This window comes from Pseudomonas sp. BN417 (assembly GCF_029871205.1).
Lineage (GTDB): Bacteria > Pseudomonadota > Gammaproteobacteria > Pseudomonadales > Pseudomonadaceae > Metapseudomonas.
This window is the reverse complement of record NZ_SSOJ01000051.1, coordinates 1-25,789: the sequence shown is the minus strand read 5'-3', so window position 1 is coordinate 25,789 and position 25,789 is coordinate 1. Positions and strand designations below refer to the sequence as shown.

Sequence of the window (25,789 nt, the reverse complement as noted above, 5' to 3'; positions counted from 1 at the left end):
GCCCGGCGTGAGGGGCCATCCATGGCCCCGCACGCCTCTCGCGGCATCCATGCCGCTCGTCCCTCTCTGCAACGATTACGCTCGGCCTCCTGACGGGGCGGGGTCCTTGCCTCACTTCTTTCGCACGGGTTAAGGCAACGACTGGGCATCAGGATTGCTGCTCCCTGACAGGCGCGAGTCACCCCTCTACCGCTTGCGGGGCGAAGAGGCACGCTTTCGGAAGCACCGCTTCCGGTGCTGATGAGCGACTGAGCGCGAAGCGATCAGGCCGGGGCGCAGGGCGGGGGCCGGGGCGGGCCGCGTTCGGATGAGGGTTGCGTCAGGTTGGCGCGGAGTTCTGAAAGGCCTGTTCTAGAGGCTTCTATTCAGTACTGCAACAGCTAACGTGGATATAGCCAATTGGAAAACGGGCCCGCCCACAGGGAGGGCCCGGCTTCAGAGGATGTTCAGCGGATGCTCGGCGATCAGCCGCACTTCGTTGATATCCGGCAGGTCGGCGGCGGCCGCCTCGCGATTGCCGCGATAGGTGGCGAAGCGTGTGCGCAGCAACATGCCCCTGGCCCAGCCTTGCTGGATCACATACCTCAGGTCGATATCCAACTCGTGCCAGCGGGCGCCGTCATAGCTGCCGTAGGTGGACAGCGGGCCGCCGGCGAAGCGCCTGCCGGGCGTCCAGCCGTCGTCGCTGGCGCCCTGGCCGGTGACGTAGCGGGTCATCAGGCTCAGGCCCGGTATGCCGTAGCCGGCCAGGTCGAGGTCGTACCTGGCCTGCCGGGATTTCATCCCCGGGGCATTGAAGTCGGAGAGCTGCACCGAGTTGGCCAGGTCGATCGACAGGCCGCCGACATAGTCGAAGGGGGTATCGCCTTCGATCTGCTGGTGGGCGAGGGTGAAGCGGTGGGCGCCCAGCCGGTAGGCCGCGGCCAGGCTCCAGCTGGTGTTGTCCACGGCGCCCGACAGCTCTCGGCCGGTGGCGTCGCTGCGGTAGAGGTGGAAGTCGAGGTTGAGCCCCTGGTTCCGGCCCAGCGGCAGGTTGTGGTTGAGGTTGAGGTAGTTCTGCAGCCAGTGGTCCTCGGCCCTGGCGTGGTAGAGCTTGGCGCTGAGGGTGTCGCTGAAGCGGTAGCTGCCGCCGAGATAGTCGAGGCTGCGCACCTTGGCGTCCGAGTAGCGGGTCAGCAGGCTGTCGTCGTGGTTGCTGGAGGCGAGCTGGGTGTAGGCGGTGAAGTGTCCCGCCTCGAGCAGCAGCCCGGGGATTTCCCGGCTGGCCAGGTGCAGCCCGGTAGCGGTTTCCGGCAGCAGGCGGCTGTCGGCGGTGGTGAACACCGGTGCCGAGACCTGCATGTCACCCCACTTGAGCTCGCTGGCGGACAGACGCGCCTTGAGCGCGCCGCCGAGGCGTGCATAGTCGTCCGCCGGGGTGGCCTGCGGCTGGCGGTTGTCCTGGATCGGCAGCAAGCCGGTGCCGGTGCGGCCGCCGCCGCTGTCCAGCTTGAGTCCGAGCAGGGCTTGGGCATCCAGGCCGAAGCCCAGGGTGCCCTCGGTGTAGCCGGAGCTGTAGCGGGCCATCAGGCCGTGCGCCCATTCCTCGCGGTAGCCATTGCGCTCACCGGGTGGCAGGGCGGCGTTGACGCCCTGGCCGTTGCTCGCGCCGTTGCGGAAGTCGCGGTTGAAGTAGTAGTTGCGGTTGACCAGGTCGAGGCGGCTGTCCTCGATGAAGCCTTTGGTTTCCATGGCCAGGCCGTGGTCGCCGGCGAAGAGGGCGGCGCAGGCCAGCCCTGTGGTGGCGAGTCGCATGGGCGTATCACCTCTGGTTGTTATTGTCGTTTTCCGCGTAGCCCCGCCCCGGCGGCGGGGTGGGGCTTGTCGGGTGGAGGAGGTTCAGTCGAGTTCGCGGCCGGCGGTTTCCGGGGCGAGCTTCAGGCCGACCAGGGCCAGCAGGATGGCGCCGAAGATGTACCAGGCCGGCGCGTTGGGGTTGCCGGTGAGGCTGACCAGGCCGGCGGCGAAGAACTGCGCGAAACCGCCGAACAGGGCCACGCCTATGCAGTAGGCGAGGGACATGCCGCTGGCGCGGATTTCCACCGGGAACAGCTCCGGCAGGATCGCCAGGTTCGGCACTATGGTGTAGGTCAGCGGGATGCTGAGCAGGAACACCACCGCCAACAGCACGCTGATGTCCGGGTTCTGGTTGATCACCAGGAAGGCCGGATAGATCGCCAGCAGGAGGATCGGCATGGGCCAGAAGATCGCCTTGCGCCGGCCGATGCGGTCGCTCAGGCGGCCGGCGTGGGCGGACAGGAGCAGTTGAGGCAGGCAGGCGACTATGGCCGCCCAGGTGCCGACGCCCAGGGGCATGCCCAATACGCCGATGGCGTGGTTGGCCAGGTAGAACTGGATCATGTAGACGGGCACGGTGGCGCCGATCACCAGCAGGATGCCGGCGCACAGCTGGCGTGGGTGGGCGAGCAGCAGCGCGAGACGGTTGATCTCCGCCGGGCGGGGCTTGGCGCTGGCCGCGCGATGAGCCTGGGTTTCCTCCAGACGGTGGCGGATGTACTCGCTGACCGGGATGGCGAGGATGCCCACCGCGAAGATCAGCCGCCAGCCCCAGCTGTCCATGGCTTCGGGCGTCAGCAGGTTGCTCAGCGCCGTGACCAGCAGGCCGCCGATGAAGATGCCCAGGCTCTGGCTGAAGACCTGCCAGCTGCAGTAGTAGCCGCGCGTGTCCTTGTCGGCGTACTCCATCAGCATGGTGGTGGAGGTGCCGATCTGGCCGCCCAGGGCGAAGCCCTGCAGCAGGCGGGCGAGGATCACCACCGCCGGGCCGAGCAGGCCGGCCTGGGCGTAGGTGGGAGCGACGGCGAACAGCAGCGAGCCGATCGCCATCAGCCAGAGGGTCAGGCGCATGGCGGAACGGCGGCCGGCGCGGTCGGCGTACAGGCCGATGACCAGCGCGCCCAGCGGGCGCATGACGAAGCCGGTGCCGAACACCGCCAGGGACAGCAGCAGCGGGATCAGCGGGTGATCGCCGAAGGGAAAGAACAGCCGGGCCATGAGCGTCGCCAGCATGCTGTAGACCAGGAAGTCGTAGAACTCCAGGGCGTTGCCCAGGCAGATCGCCGCGATGGCCTTGCGGTTGGCCGGTCGGGGGCTGTCCTGGCTGAGCTCGAAGGATGTTGTTCTTGTTGTCATCGTGTGGTTCCTCGGGAAGGTCCGTGTCAGGCCAGGAAGCGCTGTGCCAGCCTGACCCAGAAGGTGGCCCCCAGCGGCAGGGCCTGGTCGTTGAAGTCGTAACCGGGGTTGTGCACCTCGCAGCCGCCCTCGCCCTCGCCGTTGCCGATCAGCAGGTAGCAGCCGGGCACCTCTTCCAGCCAGAAGGCGAAGTCGTCGCTGGCGCAGATGGGCTTCACGCCCGCCGCCAGGCCACCGTCCCCCAGCCAGTCGCGGATCACCTCGGTGGCCAGCTGGCTGGCCTCCGGGTCGTTGATCAGCACCGGGTAGCCGTTGTCGAAGCTGACTTCGGCGCGGGCGCCGAAGCTTGCCGCGTGGCCTTCCGCCAGGGCCTGGACGCGTTGCCTGAGCAACTGGCGGACTTGCGGGTTCAGTGCGCGGATGCTCAGGCGCAGCTCGGCGCTCTGCGGGATCACATTGGGCGCGTCGCCGGCGAGGAAGGCGCCGGTGGTGATGATCGCCGTCTCGCTGGGCGGCGCGTTGCGCGACACCACGGTCTGCAGCGCCATTACCAGGGAGGCGCCGATCACCACCGGGTCCACCGCCTTGTCCGGCATGGCGCCGTGGCCGCCGCTGGCGTGGATGACGATGCTCGCGCTGTCGGAGGAGGCCATGAAGGGGCCGGCGAGGACGCCGAAGCGGCCGATCGGCATGCCGGGGAAGTTGTGCATGGCGAAGAGGGCGTCGCAGGGGAACAGGCGGAGCAGTCCTTCGTCCAGCATGCGCTTGGCGCCGGAGCCGCCATGGCCTTCCTCGGCGGGCTGGAAGAACAGCTGCAGGGTGCCGCGCCAGCTGCGTTCGCGGGCCAGTTCGCAGGCCGCCGCCAGCAGCATCGCGGTATGCCCGTCGTGGCCGCAGGCATGCATCTTGCCGGGGACGCGGCTGCTCCAGGGGCGGCCGTTCTGTTCCTGGATGGGCAGGGCGTCCAGCTCTGCGCGCAGGCCGAGTGTCGGGCCCTCGCCATTGCGCAGGGTGGCGACCACGGCGGTGCCGGCCAGGTCGTGCAGTTCGTAGCCCCACTCGCGCAGGTGGTGGATGACTTTCTCGCGGGTGGCGAACTCCTCGAAGCCCAGCTCCGGTTCGGCGTGTATGGCACGGCGGAGTTCGGTCATGGCGGGAGTGATGGCGGCGATGCCGGGATGGATACGGTGCGTGTGCATGTTGTTCTTGTCCTGAGGTGCGCGCGGTTGGCTGGGTCGTTCTGGTGGCCTAACCTAGCGCCCGCGTCTGGCCGGCATAAGCCGCAAAAATGTTGTCGTGACCCGCTTTGGTGTTCAGGCAGGAGATCCCCATGAAGTTGCACCAGCTACAGGCCCTGATCGCGGTCGCCGATGGCGGCGGGATTCGCGCGGCCGCCCGGGGCCTTGGCCTGTCCCAGTCCGCCATCACCCGGGCGCTGCGCGAGCTGGAAGAAGAGCAGGGCCTGCCGCTGCTGGTGCGCCATGCCGGCGGGGCGCGGCTCGGCGAGGCCGGGCTGGTGCTGTTGCCTCACGCCAGGCAGATCGCCAGCCAGCTGGAAAACGCCCAGCGCGACCTGGCGAACCTGCGTGGCGAGGTGCCGACGAGTCTGTGCGTGGGCGTCACCCCCTGGTTCGGGCAGACCCTGCTGGCGGCGGCGGTGCAGGCCTTCCGCCGGGAAATGCCGGCGGTCCGCCTGGAACTCTATGAAGGCCTGCAGGCGGTGAGCCTGCCGCTATTGCGCAGCGGGGTGATGCATTTCGCCCTGGGGCCGGCGGGTGCGCTGCCGGCCCAGGAATTCATCCACGAGCCCCTGGCCCGCTACCGCATGAAGGTGGTCGCCCGCGAAGGCCACCCCTCGCAGGCGGCGCGGTCACTGGCGGAGTTGCTGGAGCAGGACTGGGTGATGAACTTCACCCAGGCCGGCTACGACCAGGTGGCGCAGGAAGTCTTCGGCCGCCATGGCTACGTGGTTTGCCCCGGACGCATCGTCTGCGCCCAGTCCAGCGCCATGCTCACCAGCCTGATCGTCAATGCGGGGCTGCTCGGCTATTCACCCGAGCCAATGCTTTTGTGCGAGCCCATGCGTGGCCGGGTGCGGGCGCTGGAGTTGGACGAGGCGCTGGCCGATGGCGACATCAGCCTGATCCGCCTGCGCGACCAGGCCCTGGACCCGGCGGCGCGCTGCTTCATCCAGTGCCTGCAGCAGGCCTTGAAAGCCTGCGCACGCTCGCGCAACGCCGACGACCGGCGCCTGGCGGATATGCTGGAGCTGCAGTTCTAGGCCGGGGGCGGTGAATCTCGACGGGCGAATCTTCGATTCGCATCGCGATTGAAATCGCTCCCACGGGCAATGCACCCTGTGGGCGCGAATTCACTTGAACTCGGGAAACCACATCTGGCCGGAACGACGGAGCTCACCAGGTAGGGTGCGCCGTGCGCACCAAGGGATGAGCGAGGCGCAGGGGCTGATCCCGCGATCGGTGCACATGGCGCACCCTACGGTAGGGCAAGTGCCGGAGTTTCGCCCAAGGTGCGTAGCTAGGCTAAGCGACATAGGTGGCCAATGAAGCCGGACTGCGGTTTGTTGGGCTCAGCTCCGCTCGGCGCCAATCTGCGGGCGAGCGGTCAGCGACGGTTGTTCCGCGTACAGCCGTTTGTACAGCGAGGAGAAGTGGCTGGAGCTGGCGAACCCGAGATCGAGGGCCAGGGTGGTGATGTTCTGCTGGGGGGCGAGTTTCAGGCGCCGTCTTGCCTCGGCCAGGCGCAGGGAGAGGAAGAACTGCAGAGGTGTGGCCTGGCAGATCTGCCGGAAGCAGTACTGCAGGGTGCGGTGGCTGGTGTTCAGGGCCTGGCAGAGTTCGATGATCGACAACGGTCCTTCGATATTGGCCTGCATGATCTCGATGGCCGACAGCACCAGGCGGCGGTGCTGTTCCAGGGCGCGGGGATTGGACGAGAGACGCGCTCCGCGTTCGCACTGGGCGTCGTCGAGGCCCTGCACCACGCAGCCCAGCGCCGACATGACTGCCGACATGCCGTGCCGGGCCACCCCTGCGCTCCGCTCATCACGTTCGAAGGTTCCGATCGAGTTGCAGAGGTCGTTCCGCAACTCCTGCGCGGCCGCCGGGGAAATATCCAGACGCCGCCGCTGCAGTGCCTGTTCGAGCAGTTCCTGCTCGTGCGCCCCGAGCAGCCGGGAGAGCAGTTGGCGGCTGACTGTCAGCCCCAGCATCCCGATCTCGCCGGGGGCGCAGATTTCCATTTCCTGGCCGCCTTCGAGCACCAGCAGGGTATCCCGCGACAAGGTGTGGCCATTGAAGCTCGAATCGTCTGAAACGTTCAGCGGGATGCCGAAGACCACCTGGCCGGCGGGCGGCGCCATGTTCTCGTGCAGGTGCAGGTTGGACCGTTCGAAGATCAGCGACGCATCCGGCAACAGGACCTGCAGCAGTTCGGCCTGCAGCTTGCCACGCCCGAGCTGGGTGTAGTCCTGGCTCCAGCCGGCCAGTGCGCCGGCGAGTTCGTCCGAGTCGAATGCCTGATGTCGGGCTATGCCTGTCATGGCGGTTCACCTTGGTGTTGCGGACTGTCGATCGTCTACGACAACGGATGTGTCGGGCAATGGTGGCCGGCACATCCGCTGCTGTCATTGCTCTGTGCGCCAGTTGCTTGCACCTCCCTGCCAGGTTCCGGCGCACGGGTTCAGCGGCCTTGGTCCAGGTAGGCCCGCGCCAGTCGGCAGGCGCGTTCGATCAGCAGGGGCGCCAGCTCCTCTGCCGTACGGCTTTCCCGACGGGTATGCACCCAGCCCAGGTAGGTCAGCCCGCGCAAGGCCAGGAACAGTGGCAGCGTGGCGCGGTCGCCTGGGGTCAATGGCTTGACCGCATCATAGCCCTCGAGGAGCGCGGTTTCGATATCGGTGTAGCGCGGATCGTCCAGGCAGAAGTAGAGCGCGGTGGCCAGTTCGAACATATGCCAGCCGAAGCCGGCGTCGTCGAAGTCGATCAGGTGCAGGCGGGCGTCCTCCAGCAACAGGTTCTCCGGCACCAGGTCGGCGTGGATCATGCCGAAGTTCTCCAGGGTGCGGCCGTAGCGGCGCAGGTCCGTGCGCGCCGCCTGGCGGGTTGCCTGCAGCAGGTCGCGTTGCCCGGCATCGAGCAGGTCGAGCTCCCAGAAACGACCCCAGAACGGCTGCTGGCCAATCAGGCCTTCCTCGTCCCAGGCGTGGCGGCTGAAAGCGTTGGGCTGCTGCCACTGGGCCGAGCGCAGGTGAATGCGTGCGGCCACGGCGCCGGCCTCGGCGAACAGCGTGGTGGCATCGGCGTCCACTTCCAGGCCGTGTTCCGCCGAGCCGATGCTGGTGCCTGCCAGCCAGCCGAGCATGTCGACATAGCGCGCTTCGCCCAGCTCTTCGCAGCGCACCTGCGCCAGTTGCGCGCCATCGCGGGTACGGATGATCTGCGGCACGCCGATGCCACCCGCGGCGAGGGCGTCCATCCAGAGCAGTTCCGAGCGCAGGGCCTCTTCGGAGTGGTAGCCGTCGCGGTGGATGCGCAGGGCGCTGCGTTGGCCGTCTGCGCGTGTCGCGCAGAACACCGCGTTCTCGCGGTACTTGACCATCTCGACGCAGACGAACTCGCCGTCCCACTGCTGCAGGGCGCGTAGCGCCAGGCGATGCAGGCTGGCGACCTGTTGTTCATGGTTCAGGGTGAGGAATTGGCTCATGTCGGTGCCCTTAGAGTTCGCTCATCACGGTGTCGAGGGTGTCGATGAAGAAGTCGGCGTCGTCCCGCGAGAAGACCAGGGGCGGGCGGATCTTGAGGATGTTGTCGCCGGGGCCGATCTTGCTGATCAGCACGCCGCGCTCGCGCATCTGGTTGACGATGCGACGCGCTTCGGCACCCGCCGGCGTCTTGTCGTGATGGTCCCGAACCAGCTCCACGGCGTAGAAAAGACCCGTGCCGCGCACGTCGCCGATGATCGAGTGCCGCGTGGCCAGGCGCTCCAGCTCGCCGGCGAGGTGGGCACCGACTTCCCGGGCATTGCGCAGCAACTGCTCGTCCTCGATGACATCGAGCACCGCCATGCCGACGGCGGCGGCCACCGGCGAACCGCCAAAGGTGTTGAAGTAGAGATTGGCACCGCCGAACGCCTCGACTCGTTCGCGGGTGGTCACCAGCCCGGCGAGGGGGAAGCCGTTGCCCATGGGTTTGCCGAGGGTGACGATGTCCGGCACCGCGCCATGGGCCTGGTGGCCCCACATATGCGCGCCGGTGCGGGCGAAGCCGGACTGGACCTCGTCGACGATCAGCAGGCCGCCGGCCTGGTGGACCAGCTCGGCGATGCGTTCGATGTAGCCGGCGGGCACGCGCGGAATGCCCTCGTTGGCGAACAGGGTATCGATCAGCATGGCGCCCAGCTGGGTGCCCTGGGCCTGCAGCGAGGCGATGGCCTCGGCCACCTTGGCGACGTACTGGTCGGCCAGCTGTTCGGCGCTGGTGCCCGTGGGCGCCCGGTACAGGCAGGGGATGGGCACCGCCCGGGCAAGGGGCGAGAAGGGCTCGGAGCTGGGCAGGGCGGTGGTCAGTTCGGCCAGCGTGGTGGTGTTGCCGTGGTAGTTGTAGTCGCTGACGATCACGCCCTTGTTGCCGGTGGAGAAGCGCGCCATGCGCAGCGCCAGTTCGTTGGCCTCGCTGCCGGTGCAGGTGAACATGACGCTGTCCAGCGGCGCGCTGAACGTGCGGGTCAGGCGTTCGGCATAGGCGACTATCCGCTCGTTCAGGTAGCGCGTATGGATGTTCAGGGTCGCCGCCTGTTCGGCCATGGCCGCCACCACCCGAGGGTGGCAGTGGCCGACGCAGGGCACGTTGTTGTAGACGTCGAGGTAGCGCCGCCCGGCTTCGTCGTACAGCCACACGCCCTGGCCTTGCACCAGTTGCAGAGGTTTGTCGTAGAACAGCGGCGACTGGCTGCCCATGACCTGGAAGCGGCGTTGCAGAAGGTCCTGCTCAGACATGTTCGGGGTTCTCCATGGCGAGGGATTTGGCGGTACGCGAGGCGCGCACCAGGTAGTTCAGGATCAGGGCGACGGCCAGCACGGCGAGGGCGCTGAGCATTTCGACCTCCAACTGGAAGCAGGCGGCGATCACCCCCAGGGTCAGCAGCATGCCGATACCGGCGATGACGGGGCCGCCGCGCAGGCGGAACGGCCGCGCCAGGTGCGCGTGGGTACGGCGCATGCGGATGTAGGCGGCGAACAGGAACAGGTGGCAGGTGCTCAGCAGCAAGACGATGCACAGCAGCAGCTTTTCCGGGCTGACCAGCGACAGCGGCAGGCCGATGACCACCAGCGACAGCAGCGCCACGTAGGGCGAGCCGCGGCGGTTGGTCTTCGCCAGCGCCGCGGGGAAGTAGCCGTCGCGCGCCAGGGCGTAGAGCTGCCGCGAGGCGGAATAGACCACCGAGAAGAAGGTCGCGAGCAGGCCACAGACGGCGCCGCAGCCCACCAGCAGGGCCAGCCAGCTGGACCCGTCGTATCGGCCACTGTGGGTCATGGCGGCGTACAGCGGGTCCGCCGCCGCGCCGACCGATGCGACACCCGCGGCGCCCGGCGCACTCACCAGCACGGTCAGCGCGGTCAGCAGCAGGGTGGCTACGGCGGCGACGATGCCACGTGACATGGCGTGACCGGGGTTGGCCGCTTCCTCTGCGGCGGAGCTGACCTGCTCGATGCAGATGAACATCCAGATCGCGAAGGGTACGCAGGCGAAGATGCCGCTGAGGCTGAGCGCCTGGCCGAAGCCGGTATCGGGAACCAGGTTGGCGGTGTCGACCTGGGGCAGCATCGCCGCGCCGAAGATCAGCAGCGTCGCGGCGGCAATGGCCCCGGCCAGCAGGGTGACCCCGAGCGCTTCGCCGACGCCGCGAATATGGATGCCGATGATGACGGCGAACAGCGCGATCTTCACTGGCCAGCCGCCGAAACCGAAGACTGATTCCGTGTAGGACGCGACGAAGGTCGCTGCGGCGCCGGTGCCGATGGTCAGGGCGATGGCGCAGGCGGCGCCGACCAGATAACCGACGAAGGGGCCGAAGGCGCTCTGCGCATAGGCGAATACGCCGCCGGCATGGGGCATCGCGCTGGACAGCTCGCTGATGCACAACGCCAGCCCGCCGCTCAAGGCCGCCATCAGCAGGGTGGCCAGCAGCATATTGGCCCAACCGTTGTCGAGCAGGCCGTAGTTCCAGCCGGAAAACTGGCCGGCGATCACCAGCGAGACGCCGAGCCCCGCGATCTGCGGCCAGCCGAGTACGCCTTGTTTGAGCATATGTGTTTCCTCGCCTTTTCTTGTTGTTGAGTGCACGCACCGGCATGGCTGCCAGGCAAGGGGACGTTACGGCGGGGAGGAGGGGGGCGATATAAGGAATGCGCAAACAAGCGCAGGTGGGGAGGGCCGCGTTTCACCGGTTCACCGGATGATGGTGCAGGCGGGTCTGCGAAGGTAAGTAAACAAGTGCCCGCTCATGTCGCCCAAGGGGCAGGCAGCAGCATCAGAAATAACTTTCCTGCTGGTGCGTCTTCACCTCTATAAAGGCCCCTCACCTAACTCAAGGTCACCAAAGCCTTTGTTGTTGCGTTGTCGAATTAGTCGGCGTGAGATCTCAATAATTTAGTGTGGGAAAAACACCAAGAATAAAAAGGATATTCTTACGTTTTGACCTTTTCTGCCTCTGCTAGGATTCGTTTTCTTTTGCTCAGGGAGGGGCGTTATGAGAAGGGCTTTGTGTTTGTTTTTTGCGGTGTTTGGTTTGGGTAGACGTGGCTGAAACAACTTCTGCATGTCGTTTGACTATAAGAAGAGCGCTTTCCCTGTTTATTGGTGTGTCGGTTTTGATCTACAAAAAGAGGGGTTTCCAGGATGAAGGGTTTGTTTTTGTCTATGGGTGGAGCCATTCAGAGGTTGCGCGTAGGGGCATCCAGGAAAAACAGCGAGCCAGAGGCGATAGCCGATGAGCAATCTTCGAAATTCGTCATGAACGAGCCGGCTTCTGCAGACCCTGAACAGTGGAAAAAGTCTCAGGAATATGAGCTTACATTCTGGAAAGAGCAGTGGCCTTATCGTCATCTTTCCGTTGCGGAGCTTCAACAGGCTCGCCATAAGGATGCTATGTGGTTTCTCGGAAAGATGGGCTTCGTGAGGGGGGAGTCGGATTATCGCTATGAGGGGTTCGAAGGGAAGGTCCTGGAGGTAGGTTGTGGCCCAATCGGGTTCTTCGAGATGGTTGACGGTGTTTCAGTGACTGCTCAGGACTCTCTCATGAGGTTGTATGCGGAGAATCTGCCGTTCTCGATGATTGGGAAGAGAGGGGCGGTTACCTATATCCAGGAGGATGTTGCTGATATTGGTAATGTATTTGATTTTGTCGTCTGCTCGAATGTACTTGATCATACGGCTGACTGGATCCAGTTTTTGATAGCGTGCGTCAAGAGAGTAAAGCAAGGCGGCGAGTTGCTCTTGGTAACCGACTCTCGTGGAATTCCTGCGATTGGCCATACGCAGATATTCAGCCACAACCAGTTGGTTCGTGTTCTGGAGCTATTGGGAGCAAAGGAGTTCAGGGTGGATTCAGTCGAGCGTGAGGATGGTGTGCACTGCGATTATCGTCACTATCTTCGTGCGGTGTTTTGAAGGTATCGGGTAGCCGCTGCGCCCAGAGCCTCCATCTACCAACGCTATTCCCGAGCAGATGACGAGATTCCGGATATCTTCAAGCACTCTTACCTCGTTCTGTGGCAATGATTTGCTGGGTGGGGCAACCAGCTCGCCGTTTGGGCAGGTGTTAGTAGGGCATCGCTGCAATCGGCGCGAATCTTCGCGCTGGTTCAATGCTGATGGAGCAGGCAATCTGAGCGGAGGTACTTCAGGCGAAGGATTCTCGGCGCATGCGTACATTTCCGATCAAGAACGCGGTGGGCATTACCTATGCCTTCGAGATAGAGAACGTCTACATCCCCGCTGGGGATGTCGCTTCCACGCTAGCGCGGGCCGATGGGGTGTCGGGGACCTTGCCCCGAAGACCCTCCAGATCCGATCAGTACCTTGTCTCCTTTCAATTCAGGGGCCATGACTGTGTGGTCTGGGAGCCCTTTGGCGACAAGAGCCGCTACTGGATCGGCCCGAAGGAAGCGGAACGGGACGTGGACATCGCGGAGGTGGAAAAGGCGTTCAAACAATACCAGCCGGCTCTTCTGAGAAGGCTTCTGGGGGGCCTCCTCAGCTTGAGGTTTCTGCGGCGATGGTAGCCGGAATGAAGTTGCCTCCGGGCGCCCCCATGGATTGGAGCCTGTTTCGTAGGTTGGGCAGAGCGCAGCGAAGCCCAACGACCATGGCTCGTGCGCTCGGGTTTGTTGGGCTTCGCTCTGCTCAGCGCCAACCTACGGGAGCTTAAGGTGAGTGCAGCCGTGCCGCGAGGCAAAAAAAGACCGGCCTAGGGGCCGGTCCAAAACTCACGCAGCGACTCGGTTCACACGGCTCAAGCGCGTTTCAGCACCAGGGTGAGGATGTCGTAGCTGGCCACTAGCTCGCCGTGCTGGTTGGTGACTTCCACATCCCAGGCCACCACGCCCTGCGGCTCGCCCTTCGGGCTCTTCTTGCCCTGGTCGATCTTGCGTTTGCAGGTCAGCCGAGCCTGGATGGTGTCGCCGATGCCCACCGGGGTGATGAAGCGCAGGGTGTCCAGGCCGTAGTTCGCCAGCACCGGGCCGACGCCCGGGGAAACGAACAGTCCCGCGGCCGCCGAGAGCACGAAATAGCCGTGGGCGATGCGCTTGCCGAACTGCGAGTCGCGGGCGGCCTGCTCATCGAAGTGCATGTAGAAATGGTCGCCCGACAGGCAGCCGAAGTTGACGATATCGGCTTCGGTGACGGTGCGGCGGTGGGTCAGCAGGGATTCGCCGATCTGCAGCTCGTCGAAGTAGCGGCGGAAGGGATGCACTTCGGTCTCGATCACCTGGGCGCCGCGCACGTATTCGCGGGTCACGGCAGCCAGCATGGTGGGTGAGCCCTGTACGGCGGCGCGTTGCAGGTAGTGCTTCACCGCGCGCAGGCCGCCCAGCTCTTCACCACCACCGGCACGGCCGGGGCCGCCGTGCTTGAGCACCGGCAGCGGCGAGCCGTGGCCGGTGGATTCGGCGGCGGATTCGCGATCCAGGATGTGCAGGCGACCATGCAGCGCGGCGGCTTGCGGCACCACGCGGGCGGCAACCTGCGGGTCCTTGGTGACCAGGCTGGCCACCAGGCTGCCCTTGCCACGGGCGGCCAGGGCGATGGCTTCGTCGATGTCGTCGTAGGCCATCAGGGTGCTCACCGGCCCGAACGCCTCGATGTCGTGGGCGCCGCCCTCGGCGTGCGGATCGCGGGCCAGTAGCAGGGTGGGGGCGAAGAAGGCGCCTTCGTTGACACCTTCACCGCGCGGGGCGAAGCCGTCGCGGGCACCGAACAGCAGCTCGCTGCTGGCCAGCAGGGCATCCAGGCGCTCGGCCACGTCGGCCTGCTGGGCGTGGGAGGCCAGCGCGCCCATCTTCACGCCTTCCACGGCCGGGTCACCGACCACCACTTTGGAGAGGCGCTCGCGCAGGCGTTCGGCCACGGCGTCGATGTGCTTGGCCGGCACGATGGCGCGGCGGATGGCTGTGCACTTCTGCCCGGCCTTGACCGTCATCTCGCGGGCCACTTCCTTGACGAAGAGGTCGAACTCCGGATCGTCCGGGGTGATTTCCGGGGCGAGGATGGCGCAGTTCAGCGAGTCGGCCTCGGCGTTGAAGGGGATGGAGTTGCGTACCAGGTTGGCGTTCACCCGCAGTTTGGCAGCGGTGTCGGCCGAACCGGTGAAGGTCACCACGTCCTGGCCCTGCAGGCGGTCCAGCAGGTCGCCGGTGCCGCCGATGATCAGCTGCAGGCTGCCCTCGGGCAGCAGGCCGGACTGGTGCATCAGGCGCACGGCGGCTTCGGTCAGGTAGCTGGTGGCGGTGGCCGGTTTGACGATGCAGGGCATGCCGGCGAGGAAGCTCGGGGCGAACTTCTCCAGCATCCCCCAGATCGGGAAGTTGAAGGCGTTGATATGCACCGCCAGGCCGCCGCGAGGCACCAGGATATGGGTGCCGGCGAAGGTGCCCTGCTTGCCCAGCGGCATGGCCGGGCCTTCGTGGACGATATTGCCCGACGGCAGCTCCCGGGCGCAGACGCCGGCGTAACTGAACAGGGTGCTGCTGCCGCCCTCGATGTCGATCCAGCTGTCGGCGCGGGTGGCGCCGCTATGGCGGGAGAGGGTGTAGAGCTGTTCCTTGTGCTCGTTCAGGTACAGCGCCAGGGCCTTGAGGCGCGCCGCGCGCTGCTGGAAATCCAGGGCCATGAGGCTGGCGATGCCGCGTTTGCGGCCGAATTCGACGGCTTCGGAGAAGTCCAGGGCTTCCTCGTGGGCGCGGAAGAGGGTGCTGCCGTCGATGGCACTGCGCAGTGCCTGGGCGCCTTGCTGGCCGATCCAGCGGCCGCCGATGAAGCTTTGCAGCGTGGTGGCGTTACTCATGGGGATTTCTCCGTGAAGGGTTGTGGCCGGCGCCAGGCGCCGGCGTTGGTTCTGTTTCGTCTGGCTTACCAGAGGGCCAGGGTGTAGCCGAGGATCAGGCGGTTCTCATCGAGATCGGTGGTCAGGCCGTTGCCGGAACGGAAGGTGACGTTGCGCCAGCGCAGGCTCAGGCCCTTGAGGGCGCCGCTCTGGATCACGTAGGCGAGGTCGCTGTCGCGTTCCCATTCCTGGCCGTCGTCGCCGGTCGCGGTCTTGACGTTGCGGCCGTCGACATAGCGGGTCATGAAGGTCAGGCCGGGGATGCCGAGGGCGGCGAAGTCGTAGTCGTAGCGCAGTTGCCAGGAATCCTCTTCGGCGCGGGTGAAGGTGTTGAAGGTCACCAGGTTGACCACGTACGGGTCGCCGCCGTTGAGAAAGGGGAAGGCGCTGTCGCCCGACAGCTGCTGCCACGCCGCACTGACGCGGTGCGGTCCCTTGGTCAGGCTGAGCATGCCGTTGAAGTTGCGGTTGTCGATTTCGCCTGCGCGCTCCACGCCATCGCCGCGGCTGTCGAAGTAACGGATGTCGCTCTTCAGGCTGAAACCGCCGGCCAGCGGCAGGGTATGCACCAGGCCGGCGAACTGCTGGCGGTAGATCTCGTCCAGCGTGCCGTAGTAGTAGCTGAGCGCCAGTTGCGGGTTGATGGCGTAGGTGCCACCGGCGAAGTCGAAGGCATCGCTGGTGGCGGCGCCCAGGCCGATGTCGTCGCGGCCGGAGGAGTCGCGCAGGTTGGTCCGGGTCAGGCGGCCGCCGTTGAAGGTCAGGCCGTCCAGTTCCTGGGAGGTCAGCATGCCGCCCTGGAAGGTGGAGGAGAGCAGCCGGGTGTCGTTGTAGGTGGCCACCGGCAGCAGCGGCTGCAGGGTGCCCAGGCGCAGCACGCTCTTCGACGCGCGCAGCTTGCCGGTAAGGCCCAGCTCGCTGTAGTCGTCCACCGGCTCCTTGCTGGTGGGGCCGAAGGGCAGCAGGCCGGTGCCACGGCGGTCGCGGCTGGAGTCGAGCTTGACGCCCAGCTCGCCGATGGCATCAAGGCCAACACCGACCGTGCCTTCGGTGAAGCCGGACTCGATGCGCGCGGTGAAGCCCTGGCCCCATTCCTCGGCCTTGGACTGGGCCGCGCCGTCCTGGCGGAAGTCGCGGTTGATGTAGTGGTTGCGCAGCTCCAGGCTGCCCTTGCTGTCTTCGACGAAGCCCGCCAGCGCCGAGGTGGCGAAGGGCAGGGCGAGCGCCGCAAGAAGCGGCGCGCAGGTACGGCTGTGGGTCATTGTTCTTGTATCCATCATCCGGTTCGTCTGGGCTCAGTGGCGGCTGGCGGCGGCTGCGCCGATGCCGGTCATGGAGCGGATGAACTGCGCCAGGTAGCGGCCGCGTTCTTCCTTGGCACGCTGGGAGGCGTCGGTCACCGAGAACAGCCAGGCGCTGAAGAAGGCCAGGCTCATGGAGAACAGCGCCGGGTTGGAGTAGGGGAACAGCGCCTTGTCATGCTGCAGGACGTTGACCCAGACGGCCGGGCTAAGCACCAGCAGGACGATGGCCGAGAGCAGTCCCATCACGCTGCCGGCGACTGCGCCACGGGTGGTCAGGCCCTTCCAGAACATGGAGAGGAACAGAACCGGGAAGTTGACCGAAGCGGCGATGGCCAGCACCAGGCCGGAGAGGAAGGCGATGTTCTGCGACTCGAACAGCAGGCCGAGGATCACCGCCAGCACGCCGATGCCCAGGGTGGCGATACGCGACACGCGCATTTCCTCGCGCTCGGTCGCCTTGCCCTTGCGGATCACGCAGGCATAGAGGTCGTGGGACACCGCCGAAGCGCCGGAGAGCGCCAGGCCCGCGACCACGGCGAGGATGGTGGCGAAGGCCACGGCGGAGATGAAGCCGAGGAACAGGCTGCCGCCCACGGCATGGGACAGGTGCACGGCGACCATGTTGCCACCGCCGATGATGGCGCCGGCCGCGTCGCGGAACTCGGGGTTGGTACCGACCATGATGATGGAACCGAAGCCGACCACGATCAGCAGCAGGTAGAAGTAGCCGATGAAGCCGGTGGCGTAGAACACCGATTTACGGGCTTCCTTGGCGTTGCCGACGGTGAAGAAGCGCATCAGGATGTGCGGCAGGCCGGCGGTGCCGAACATCATGCCGAGGCCTAAGGAAATCGCATCGATGGGGTTCGACAGCAAGCCGCCGGGCGCCATGATGGCGGTGCCCTTGGCGTGCACCGAGGTGGCCGCGGCGAACATGGCCTCGGTGCTGAAACCGAAGTGCTTGAGCACCATGAAGGCCATGAAGGTGGTGCCGGAAAGCAGCAGGATCGCCTTGATGATCTGCACCCAGGTGGTGGCCAGCATGCCGCCGAAGGTCACGTAGCAGACCATCAGCACGCCCACCAGCATGACCGCCTGGAAGTAGGAGAGGCCGAACAGCAGCTCGATCAGCTTGCCGGCGCCGACCATCTGCGCCACCAGGTACATCAGCGCCACGGTCAGGGTGCCGAAGGCCGCGGTGATGCGGATCGGGCTCTGCGCCAGGCGGTAGGAGACCACGTCGGCGAAGGTGTACTTGCCGAGGTTGCGCAGGCGTTCGGCGATCAGGAACAGGATGATCGGCCAGCCGGCGAGCACGCCCAGGGCGTAGAGCAGGCCGTCGTAGCCGTTCATGAACATCATCGCGGAAATGCCGAGGAAGGAGGCCGCGCTGATCATGTCGCCGGCGATCGCCAGGCCGTTCTGGAAGCCGGTGAGGCCACCGCCGGCGGTGTAGAAGTCGGCGGTCGAGCGGGTGCGCAGGGCGGCCCAGCGGGTGATGCCGAGGGTGAAGAGGACGAACAGCAGGAACATGCCGATGGCGTTCCAGTTCAGCGGGCGCGCGGCGGCGTCTGCGGCCAGGGCGCTCTCGGCGCTCAACAGGCCGGCGGCGAGCAGCAGGCTGTGCAGGGTCTTCATTGGCCGCACTCCTGCTTCAGTTTGTCGTTCAGCGGGTCGAGCGCGCTGTTGGTGCGTTGCACATAGATGCCGGTCAGGGCGAAGGAGAGCAGGACGATGACCACGCCCACCAGCATGCCGACGCTGGTGACACCACCGTTCAGGGGCTGGCCGAGCACGCCAGGGGCGAAGGCCACCAGCAGCACGAAGCCGTAGTAGATCACCAGCATGGCCAGGGTCAGGGACCAGGTCAGGCGCTGCTTGCGCCGTACCAGCTGGATGAAGTCCGGGTGTTGCCGGATGCGATCGAGGTCTTGCGGGGTCATGGTTGCTCTCTCTTTTTGTGATTGTCGAGACGACCCGTTCGGCGGCCGACGGCAAGGCTGCGAATGGCGAACGGGGTACTGCGGGCACTGCTTTTTTTCGGTTTTTCGTAGGAGCCAGCTTGCCGGCGAATGCGGGCTCTCGAAGAGCTTCGCGAGCAAGCTCGCTCCTACGGGTGTCGCTTACAGTTGGTCGAAGTCCAGAACGACTTTTTCGCTGATGGGGAAGGTCTGGCAGGACAGCACGTAACCGGCGGCCACTTCGTAGTCCTCCAGCGCGAAGTTGCTGTCCATCTCCACCTCGCCTTCGATCACCTTGCACTTGCAGGTGGAGCAGACGCCGGCCTTGCAGGAGTAGGGCAGCTCGAGGCCCTGGGCGTTGCCGGCGTCGAGCACGCTCTGGCTGTTGCGCGGCAGCTCGAAGGACAGTTCGCGGCCATCGCTGATCACGGTGACCTGGCTCACGGCGCTGTCGACGCTGCGGGCGGCCTCGCGGGCTTCGCGCTTCTGGGCGCTGCCGGCGGCGGCGAACAGTTCGAAGTGGATGCGTTCGGCGGGCATGCCGTTGGCTTTCAACTGGTCGCGCACGGTCTCGGTCATGGCCTGCGGGCCGCAGATGAAGGCGGCATCCAGGGCCTTGACGTCGATCCAGCGGGAGAACAGCTGGCCGCACTTGTCGGCGTCGATACGGCCGTTGTAGAGGTCCACGTCCTGCTGCTCGCGGCTGAACACGAAGATCAGGTTGAGGCGCTGCAGGTAGCGGTTCTTCAGGTCTTCCAGCTGCTCGCGGAACAACGCCGAGCCGCTGGAACGGTTGCCATAGAGCAGGGTGACGCGGCTGTGGGGCTCGGCTTCCAGGGTGGTCTTGATGATCGACAGGATCGGCGTGATGCCGCTGCCGGCGGCCACCGCCAGGTAATTGCCATGTCGCGCGGCATCCAGCTCCACGAAGAAGTGGCCGGACGGCGGCATGACTTCGAGGCTCTGGCCGGCCTTCAGGCTGTCGTTGGCATAGGCGGAGAAACGGCCGCCGGCCACGCGCTTGATCGCGACGCGCAGTTCGCCGTCGTTGACGCCGGTGCAGATGGAATAGGAGCGGCGCACTTCCTCGCCGTCCAACTGGGTGCGCATCACCAGGTGCTGGCCCTGGGTGAAGCGGAAGCTGTCGGCGAGATCAGCGGGAATGTCGAAGGCGATGGACACCGCGTCGCGGGTTTCCGGGCGCACTTCCTTGATCGTCAGGCTATGGAATTTGCTCATTGTCGTCGTCTCCGGTGGCAAGCCACTCAGATGCACTTGAAGTAGTCGAAAGGTTCCAGGCAGTCGCGGCAGCGGTACAGCGCCTTGCAGGCCGTGGAGCCGAACTGGCTGAGCAGCTCGGTGTGTGCGCTGCCGCATTGCGGGCAGCAGACATCACCGGAGTCGCCGAGCAGGCTGCGCTTGCTGGTGCTGCCGGCCGGCGGGGCGATGCCGTAGGCGCGCAGGCGTTCACGGCCGTCCTCGCTGATCCAGTCGGTGGTCCAGGCCGGGGTCAGGCGTCGCTCCAGTTGCGGCGCGGCGAAGCCGGCACCTTGCAGGGCCTGCTCGATGTCGTGCTCGATCACCTCGGTGGCCGGGCAGCCGGAGTAGGTCGGGGTGACCACCACGTGGAGGTGCCCGTCCTGCCAGTCGAGGCCGCGGACGATGCCGAGGTCGACCACGCTGACCACCGGCACTTCCGGGTCCATCACCTCGCCCAGCACCGACCAGGCGCGCGCCAGGTCATCCGGCGCGCCGGGCCTGGCGCCGCGGTCGCTGGCGATCAGCTCACCAGGTCGCATCGGGGTAGGCCCGCTGGAGGAACTGCATTTCGGCCAGCAGCAGGCCGAGGTGCTCGGTGTGCAGGCCCTTGCGGCCGGACAGGTAGAAGTAGCTGGCCGGTTCCGGCAGCGGCAGGGTGGCGCCGGCGAAGGTGTCGGCGACCTTGGCCTTCCAGGCCGCGGCGACTTCCGCCGGGTTCGGCGCGATGCTGGCCTCGAACAGGCGCTGCTCCACGTCATCGCCATTCACCAGCTCGACGGTGAAGCGCCAGAGGTCGCGGAGGGCCGCCAACATGCGCTTGTGGCTTTCCTCGGTGCCGTCGCCCAGGCGCTCGACCCATTCGCTGGAGCGGCGCAGGTGGTAGGTGACTTCCTTCAGCGCCTTGGCGGCGATGCCGGCCACACGTTCGTCGCTGGAGCCGCTCAGGCCATGCAGGACATGGAAGTGCCAGGCGTCGAAGAAGAACTGCTTGGTGATGGTCACCGCGTAGTCGCCGTTGGGCTGCTCCACCAGCAGCAGGTTGCGGTAGGCGCGCTCGTCGCGGCGGAAGGCCAGGTGATCGGCGTCACGGCCGTCGGCAATCAGCTCGGCGGCGTAGTCCAGCCAGTTGCGGGCCTGGCCCACCAGGTCGAGGCCGACGTTCATCAGCGCCAGTTCTTCCTCGAGGGCCGGCGCGTGGCCGCACCATTCGCAGAGGCGCTGGCCCTGGATCAGGGCGCTGTCACCGAGGCGCAGCAGGTATTGGATGAGGTCTTCGCGTTGGGTCATGGCAGCGGCCTCACATGTGACCGACTTCGGCGGGCAGCTCGTAGAAGCTGGCGTGGCGGTAGACCTTGTCCTGGGCCGGGTCGAACAGCGGCTCCTTCTCGTCCGGGGAGGAGGCGGTGATCAGCGCCGACGGCACCACCCACAGGCTCACGCCTTCGTTGCGGCGGGTGTAGAGCTCGCGGGCGTTCTCGATGGCCATGCGCGCGTCGGCGGCATGCACGCTGCCGACATGCTTGTGGTTCAGGCCGTGCTTGCTGCGCACGAAGACTTCGAAAAGGGTCCATTCGGACATGGCGGGAATCTCCAGATCAGGGGCAGGTCAAGCGGCGTCCGCTTTGCGTTGTTGTTTGCGGGCGTGGGCCACCGCGGCTTCGCGGACCCAGGCGCCGTCTTCTATGGCCTTGCGGCGGGTGGCGACGCGCTCGACGTTGCACGGGCCGTTGCCCTTGAGCACTTCGTAGAACTCGCTCCAGTCGATGTCGCCGAAGTCGTAGTGGCCGCGCTCTTCGTTCCACTTCAGGTGCGGGTCCGGGGCGGTGCAGCCGAGCAGCTCCAGTTGCGGCACGGTCTGGTCGATGAAGCGCTGGCGCAGTTCGTCGTTGCTCTGGCGCTTGATCTTCCAGGCCATGGACTGGGCGCTGTTGGGGGAGTCGGCGTCGCTCGGGCCGAACATCATCAGCGCCGGCCACCAGAGGCGGTCGATGGCGTCCTGGACCATGTCCTTCTGCGCCTGGGTGCCGTGGCGCATCATGGTCAGGAGGATTTCGTAGCCCTGGCGCTGGTGGAAGCTCTCTTCCTTGCAGATGCGGATCATGGCGCGGGAGTACGGGCCGTAGGAGGTGCGCTGCAGCACCACCTGGTTGACGATGGCGGCGCCATCCACCAGCCAGCCCACCGCGCCCATGTCGGCCCAGTTCAGGGTCGGGTAGTTGAAGATGCTCGAGTACTTCGCGCGGCCAGAGTGCAACTTGGCGATCTCTTCGTCGCGGTCGGCGCCGAGGGTTTCCATGGCGCTGTAGAGGTAGAGGCCGTGGCCGGCCTCGTCCTGGATCTTGGCCATCAGCTGCAGCTTGCGCTTGAGGGTCGGGGCGCGGGTTACCCAGTTGCCTTCCGGCAGCATGCCGACGATTTCGGAGTGGGCGTGCTGGGAAATCTGACGGATCAGGGTCTGCCTATAGGCATCCGGCATCCAGTTCTTCGCCTCGATCTTGATCTCCGCGTCGATCTTTTCCTGGAAGGCGCGTTCTTCGGGGGACATCTCCTCCAGCGCCTTCACGCGCTTCACGCCGGTCTCAACCAATTGTGCGTACATGCCGTTCTCCAGCCATGCAGGGTTCGTGGGGTGGCTTGGCCATGGCGCTATTTTTAAATGATACAAAAACAAATATCAAACACTAAAACGTGTGTCGTAAGAGTTTTTGTATCGGATTGACGAATGGCAAGGCGGGGATTCGGGCATAAGGCACGGGCAAAACGCGCCAAATCCCCAGTGATTGGAGGGGTTTGCGGGTTCGGTGAGGGTGTTTGAAGGCAAGCTGCGGGTGGCGAACGCACGCGTTTCGAGGTGGACTTGAAAGCGATACGCGTATCTGTTGTTTGTGGTTGATTGGTGTTCTGTTTGTGGTCGCGGGGGATTGCGGCATGCGCTGGCGCTTGTGCTGACAGAAGGCACAAGGAATAACTTCCCTGTCGCTCAAGGCTGATTGCGTCTTCCATCCTGGATCGAGCGCAGTGTTGGCAATGTCGACCGCCAGTTTCAGCGGTGGAAATCAGAATCCGTAAACATCCCAGAGCGCGAATCGTGGAAGCGGATCACGAACCCGCTTGGACGATCGTGAAAGCGGTGGATGTGGTGATGCCGACTGAAACGCGGATCGTCCACGAAGAACATGTTGTGGCGCTTGTGGAACATGCCGAACCGATGCGAATGGCCCATGAACCCGTGATGGAACCGATGGGGATGACCGTTGAATCCGTGATGGTGTCTGATGGGGCCATGGAAATGCCGGTGACCGAACCCTTTGGAGTGGTGACCACCCTTGAAGTGGCCGCCCCCGGCCAGCGTCATCGCACCGCTGGTGTCGTTGGTGGGCCAGGGTGACTCCGCCATCACCTGGCCCCCGCCGAGGCAGGCGAGAACCATTAGCAGAAGCTTGAGGATACGCATGGCGAACCCTCCTGAATCAAATCCTCCCCGTGGATATTGCCCCCATACCAAGCAGTATAGTTTTTGACCGATCGTGCCTTGGACGGGATGGTTCTTGGCCTATGTCGCCCCCGGTGGGGACCATACTTAACGGGTCGAGTGCCGGCTCCAGTGGGTGCGGCCCAGTCTGCCGCCGGCCATGGAAAGCGGAGGGAGGTGGTTATGCGCTTCGATGCATTTTCCTTCGGCTCCATCAGCATCAACGGGGTCACCTACGCCCATGACGTAGTGATCGACCATGGCGAGGTCCGCAAGCGCAGCAAGAAGCCGTCCAAAAGGTTCCGCGATGCCTACGGCCATACGCCATTGTCGATCGAGGAGGAGATTCCCTGGGACTGCCGGCGCCTGGTGATCGGGACCGGCACCGGGGCCTTGCCGGTCATGCCGGAGGTCAGGCGCGAGGCCGAGCGCCGCGGCATCGAGCTGATCGTGAGGCCGACGGCGGAGGCCATCGAGATGCTGCAGAAGGGGCAGAAACACACCAACGCGATCCTGCATCTCACCTGCTAGATGGCCCAATCCGGGAAATGGCTCCGGCCGGGCTGTGGTTTTTCTGTGGGGGCGAATTCATTGGCTAAGGGCAGCGCAGCTGCCCCCGTCGATGCCAGAGGGCGAACCTGCGGTCCGCTCAGCGATTGAAATCGCCCCCACAGTGATCGTGCCACTGCAGGGTACGACTCAGGCACTCACGATCACCTCGAACCCGCCATAGATCATCCGCTGCCCATCGAAGGGCATATTGCTCGGGTTGGGTTGCATGCGCGGGTCTTCCATCGCCTTCTTCATGCCTGCATCCCGTACCTGCTTCGAGGGCCAGGTGATCCATGAGAACACCACCGTTTCGTCGTCCTTGCGTTTCACCGCCATCGGGAAGGACGTCACCTTGCCCTCGGGCACATCGTCGCCCCAGCACTCGACGACGCTCAGGGCGCCGCATTCCTTGAACACCCCCGCGGCCATCTCGGCCACCTTGCGATAGGCCTCGCGGTTGGCGGTGGGGACGGGGACTACGAAGCCATCTACATAGGTCATGATCGATCTCCTGCGTGGGTGGGGTGGAGCAGTCAGTCGTTTCCATACCGATATGCCAATGAGTCGAAGCAACTCCTGTCAGTTCGACAGTTTTCCGGGGAGGTCGTGGCCGGCCCGACGGGTGGTCGTAGTCCGGCGTACGGAAGTGAGCCCCGTTTGATCGGGGTCTTCTCCAATGGCTCGTGATCCATTGGTTCTGGAGGGGGCGGTTGCCCTGGTCCCACTATGGGACTAGTATCCATCCCCATGAGAATCATTGCGATCAGTCACCTGAAGGCGTTCTGGGAACGGTATCCGGATTCGGAACAGCCGTTGCTGGCGTGGATAGATGAGGCCAGGAAGGCGAACTGGGAGAGTCCTGCCGACATCAAGGCCCAGTATCGCAATGCGAGCATCCTCAAGAGTCGCCGGGTCGTATTCAACATCAAGGGCAACGACTATCGGCTGGTGGTCGCTGTCGCCTATCGCTTCGGCGCGCTCTACATCAAGTTCGTCGGCACCCATGAGCAGTACGACGCGATCGACGCCGACAGTGTGGAGATGGAGTAAAGATCATGAACATTCGCCCAATTCGTACGGACGAGGACTATCGCGCCGCGCTCAAGCAGGTGTCCGCCCTGTTCGACAATGAGCCGGAACCGGGTAGCCCCGAGGGGGACTATTTCGAGGTGATGCTGACGCTGATCGAGGCCTATGAGGCTCGTCAGTTTCCCGTCGATCTGCCCAATCCGGTCGATGCGATCAAGTTCCGCATGGAGCAATCGGGTTTGACCGTGGCGGATCTGGTTCCGGCCATCGGCCGTCCGAATCGCGTCTATGAGGTGCTCAATGGCAAGCGTTCCCTGACGTTGCCGATGATCTGGAAACTCCACGAGATGTTCGGTATTCCGGCGGAGAGCCTCATCAAGCCTTCCAGCCATGCGTGATTCGGCAGGAAAACAGGAAAGCCCCGCCAGAGCGGGGCTTTTTCGTTGCGTCGACTTCAACCCTTGTTGCGATTGTCGTAATCCTGGCAGGCCTTGCCCTCGGAGCGCTTCAGCGAGAAGCAGAGGCGCAGGACGATGCGCGAGCTGATGCGTGGGTTCGCGCTCGCTCAATCTGCCCGGGAAACTTAGGATAGAGCCCCCTCAATCGGCTTTTCGGGAAATGAAATGCTCATTGTCTTCAGCGGGCTGCCCGGCACAGGGAAAACAACGATCGCGCGTCGATTGGCATCCCAACTGGACGCAACCTACCTGAGAGTGGATGCCATCGAGCAGGCGCTACGTGATGCCGAGGTCCTTGCCCATGATGTCGGTCGTAGCGGATATCTGGTCGCTATCGCCCTGGCTCAATCGAATCTCGGCTTGGGCCGCGTGGTGATCGTCGACTGCGTCAATCCGGTCGCTGAAAGTCGCGAGGCGTGGCGCGAAATCGCGACACGGACGGGCGTGCCGTTGGTGAATATCGAGGTGGTTTGCTCTGACACGCGCGCGCATCGACTCAGGGTGGAAACTCGCACAGTCGATATGCCGGGCCTGAAGTCCCCGACCTGGCAATCGGTTCTGGAACATGACTATGAAGCATGGGGCGAAGGGCCGTTGCGGCTGGATTCCGCTGTGATCTCACCGGATGAGGCGGTGGAGGCAATCATCGAGCACATGTCCGGCACTACCTTCTAGCCAATTGCCCCACCTATGAAAAAGGTTCTTCACGGATTACCGGGGAATGGGGCTCACGCCGGATTGGTAATCCGGTGTGAGGGGGCTTGGAGTCTTTTCGTTCGGCTCATTGCCGAGTGGGCTTCGAGTCTCGGTTTCGCCTCCCGGCGAGTCACTTTTCTCAGTCGCCAGAAAAGTAACCAAAAGCGCTTGCCCCAACATCCGGCCCGGCTGCGCCGGGTTCCCTCGCTCCAGCGTCGCGCCGGGGGCACGGCGCGAGGG

25 protein-coding genes are annotated in these 25,789 nt (G+C 65.0%); 7 read left to right on the top strand and 18 right to left on the bottom strand.

From position 1 onward, the window contains the following. Nucleotides 1-435 precede the first annotated feature (435 nt). The 3 genes from E8F11_RS04880 to E8F11_RS04870 form a co-directional block, all read right to left on the bottom strand. A complete protein-coding gene (locus E8F11_RS04880; protein ID WP_280287688.1) occupies nucleotides 436-1,794 on the bottom strand; it encodes an OprD family porin in 1,359 nt (452 codons plus the stop codon). A gap of 84 nt (nucleotides 1,795-1,878) precedes the next feature. Then, nucleotides 1,879-3,192 carry an MFS transporter gene (locus tag E8F11_RS04875; protein WP_280287687.1) on the bottom strand — a complete coding sequence of 438 codons (1,314 nt, stop codon included), beginning with the start codon at nucleotides 3,190-3,192 and terminating at the stop codon, nucleotides 1,879-1,881. Nucleotides 3,193-3,218: 26 nt separating this feature from the next. Beyond that, nucleotides 3,219-4,391: a M20 aminoacylase family protein gene (locus tag E8F11_RS04870; protein WP_280287686.1), complete on the bottom strand. Its 1,173-nt coding sequence runs from the start codon at nucleotides 4,389-4,391 to the stop codon at nucleotides 3,219-3,221. Nucleotides 4,392-4,522: 131 nt separating this feature from the next. Here E8F11_RS04870 and E8F11_RS04865 point away from each other — a divergent pair, with 131 nt between their 5' ends. After that, entirely contained in the window at nucleotides 4,523-5,473 is a 951-nt protein-coding gene (locus tag E8F11_RS04865) for a LysR substrate-binding domain-containing protein (RefSeq protein ID WP_280287685.1), read from the top strand. A 309-nt stretch (nucleotides 5,474-5,782) separates the two neighbouring features. Here E8F11_RS04865 and E8F11_RS04860 read toward each other — a convergent pair whose 3' ends face one another. The 4 genes from E8F11_RS04860 to E8F11_RS04845 form a co-directional block, all read right to left on the bottom strand. Continuing rightward, a complete protein-coding gene (locus E8F11_RS04860; RefSeq protein ID WP_280287684.1) occupies nucleotides 5,783-6,754 on the bottom strand; it encodes a helix-turn-helix domain-containing protein in 972 nt (323 codons plus the stop codon). Nucleotides 6,755-6,894: 140 nt separating this feature from the next. Beyond that, complete coding sequence (locus E8F11_RS04855; protein ID WP_280287683.1) at nucleotides 6,895-7,917, bottom strand: phosphotransferase; 1,023 nt, start codon at nucleotides 7,915-7,917, stop codon at nucleotides 6,895-6,897. Nucleotides 7,918-7,927: 10 nt separating this feature from the next. Beyond that, complete coding sequence (locus E8F11_RS04850; protein WP_280287682.1) at nucleotides 7,928-9,208, bottom strand: aminotransferase class III-fold pyridoxal phosphate-dependent enzyme; 1,281 nt, start codon at nucleotides 9,206-9,208, stop codon at nucleotides 7,928-7,930. Further along, on the bottom strand, nucleotides 9,201-10,520 hold the full coding sequence (locus E8F11_RS04845) for an amino acid permease (protein ID WP_280287681.1): 1,320 nt from the start codon (nucleotides 10,518-10,520) through the stop codon (nucleotides 9,201-9,203). Before E8F11_RS04845 ends, E8F11_RS04850 begins: the two co-directional genes overlap by 8 nt. A gap of 840 nt (nucleotides 10,521-11,360) precedes the next feature. Between E8F11_RS04845 and E8F11_RS04840 the strand changes: the two genes are divergently transcribed. Further along, the gene (locus E8F11_RS04840; protein WP_280287689.1) at nucleotides 11,361-11,882 is read left to right on the top strand and encodes a methyltransferase domain-containing protein; all 522 of its coding nucleotides are present in this window, start codon (nucleotides 11,361-11,363) and stop codon (nucleotides 11,880-11,882) included. A gap of 254 nt (nucleotides 11,883-12,136) precedes the next feature. Continuing rightward, nucleotides 12,137-12,496 (top strand): hypothetical protein, encoded by a 360-nt coding sequence (locus tag E8F11_RS04835; protein WP_280287680.1) that lies wholly within the window; start codon nucleotides 12,137-12,139, stop codon nucleotides 12,494-12,496. A gap of 230 nt (nucleotides 12,497-12,726) precedes the next feature. Here the strand turns inward: E8F11_RS04835 and paaZ are convergent, their stop codons facing one another. The 10 genes from paaZ to E8F11_RS04785 form a co-directional block, all read right to left on the bottom strand. After that, nucleotides 12,727-14,778 carry a phenylacetic acid degradation bifunctional protein PaaZ gene (paaZ, locus tag E8F11_RS04830; protein ID WP_280287679.1) on the bottom strand — a complete coding sequence of 684 codons (2,052 nt, stop codon included), beginning with the start codon at nucleotides 14,776-14,778 and terminating at the stop codon, nucleotides 12,727-12,729. Between the two features lie 65 nt (nucleotides 14,779-14,843). Continuing rightward, nucleotides 14,844-16,079 carry an OprD family porin gene (locus E8F11_RS04825; protein ID WP_280287678.1) on the bottom strand — a complete coding sequence of 412 codons (1,236 nt, stop codon included), beginning with the start codon at nucleotides 16,077-16,079 and terminating at the stop codon, nucleotides 14,844-14,846. A gap of 33 nt (nucleotides 16,080-16,112) precedes the next feature. Then, entirely contained in the window at nucleotides 16,113-17,759 is a 1,647-nt protein-coding gene (locus tag E8F11_RS04820; RefSeq protein ID WP_280287677.1) for a cation acetate symporter, read from the bottom strand. Continuing rightward, a complete protein-coding gene (locus E8F11_RS04815) occupies nucleotides 17,756-18,064 on the bottom strand; it encodes a DUF485 domain-containing protein (RefSeq protein ID WP_280287676.1) in 309 nt (102 codons plus the stop codon). The genes E8F11_RS04820 and E8F11_RS04815 overlap by 4 nt, the downstream gene beginning before the upstream one ends. Before the next feature lie 180 nt (nucleotides 18,065-18,244). Further along, entirely contained in the window at nucleotides 18,245-19,321 is a 1,077-nt protein-coding gene (gene paaE, locus E8F11_RS04810) for a 1,2-phenylacetyl-CoA epoxidase subunit PaaE (RefSeq protein ID WP_280287675.1), read from the bottom strand. 26 nt (nucleotides 19,322-19,347) lie between these two features. Then, nucleotides 19,348-19,881, bottom strand: coding sequence for a 1,2-phenylacetyl-CoA epoxidase subunit PaaD (paaD, locus tag E8F11_RS04805; protein WP_280287674.1), 534 nt, complete (start codon nucleotides 19,879-19,881; stop codon nucleotides 19,348-19,350). Then, complete coding sequence (paaC, locus tag E8F11_RS04800; protein ID WP_280287673.1) at nucleotides 19,868-20,629, bottom strand: 1,2-phenylacetyl-CoA epoxidase subunit PaaC; 762 nt, start codon at nucleotides 20,627-20,629, stop codon at nucleotides 19,868-19,870. The genes paaD and paaC overlap by 14 nt, the downstream gene beginning before the upstream one ends. A gap of 10 nt (nucleotides 20,630-20,639) precedes the next feature. Then, nucleotides 20,640-20,921, bottom strand: a complete 282-nt coding sequence (gene paaB / locus E8F11_RS04795; RefSeq protein ID WP_103102982.1) for a 1,2-phenylacetyl-CoA epoxidase subunit PaaB — start codon at nucleotides 20,919-20,921, stop codon at nucleotides 20,640-20,642. 27 nt (nucleotides 20,922-20,948) lie between these two features. Continuing rightward, entirely contained in the window at nucleotides 20,949-21,941 is a 993-nt protein-coding gene (paaA, locus tag E8F11_RS04790; RefSeq protein ID WP_280287672.1) for a 1,2-phenylacetyl-CoA epoxidase subunit PaaA, read from the bottom strand. A 444-nt stretch (nucleotides 21,942-22,385) separates the two neighbouring features. Continuing rightward, nucleotides 22,386-22,796 carry a hypothetical protein gene (locus tag E8F11_RS04785; protein ID WP_280287671.1) on the bottom strand — a complete coding sequence of 137 codons (411 nt, stop codon included), beginning with the start codon at nucleotides 22,794-22,796 and terminating at the stop codon, nucleotides 22,386-22,388. A gap of 201 nt (nucleotides 22,797-22,997) precedes the next feature. Here E8F11_RS04785 and E8F11_RS04780 point away from each other — a divergent pair, with 201 nt between their 5' ends. Further along, complete coding sequence (locus E8F11_RS04780; protein ID WP_280287670.1) at nucleotides 22,998-23,345, top strand: MTH938/NDUFAF3 family protein; 348 nt, start codon at nucleotides 22,998-23,000, stop codon at nucleotides 23,343-23,345. Between the two features lie 168 nt (nucleotides 23,346-23,513). On the opposite strand, the gene E8F11_RS04775 is transcribed toward E8F11_RS04780, so the two are convergent. After that, the gene (locus E8F11_RS04775) at nucleotides 23,514-23,867 is read right to left on the bottom strand and encodes a DUF1428 domain-containing protein (RefSeq protein ID WP_280287669.1); all 354 of its coding nucleotides are present in this window, start codon (nucleotides 23,865-23,867) and stop codon (nucleotides 23,514-23,516) included. Nucleotides 23,868-24,113: 246 nt separating this feature from the next. Here E8F11_RS04775 and E8F11_RS04770 point away from each other — a divergent pair, with 246 nt between their 5' ends. The 3 genes from E8F11_RS04770 to E8F11_RS04760 all read left to right on the top strand — a co-directional run bounded on the left by E8F11_RS04770 (nucleotide 24,114) and on the right by E8F11_RS04760 (nucleotide 25,528). Beyond that, nucleotides 24,114-24,416 carry a type II toxin-antitoxin system HigB family toxin gene (locus E8F11_RS04770; protein WP_280287668.1) on the top strand — a complete coding sequence of 101 codons (303 nt, stop codon included), beginning with the start codon at nucleotides 24,114-24,116 and terminating at the stop codon, nucleotides 24,414-24,416. A 5-nt stretch (nucleotides 24,417-24,421) separates the two neighbouring features. Next, nucleotides 24,422-24,793: a transcriptional regulator gene (locus E8F11_RS04765; protein ID WP_280287666.1), complete on the top strand. Its 372-nt coding sequence runs from the start codon at nucleotides 24,422-24,424 to the stop codon at nucleotides 24,791-24,793. 225 nt (nucleotides 24,794-25,018) lie between these two features. Continuing rightward, entirely contained in the window at nucleotides 25,019-25,528 is a 510-nt protein-coding gene (locus E8F11_RS04760) for an AAA family ATPase (protein WP_280287665.1), read from the top strand. The last annotated feature ends 261 nt before the right edge of the window (nucleotides 25,529-25,789 follow it).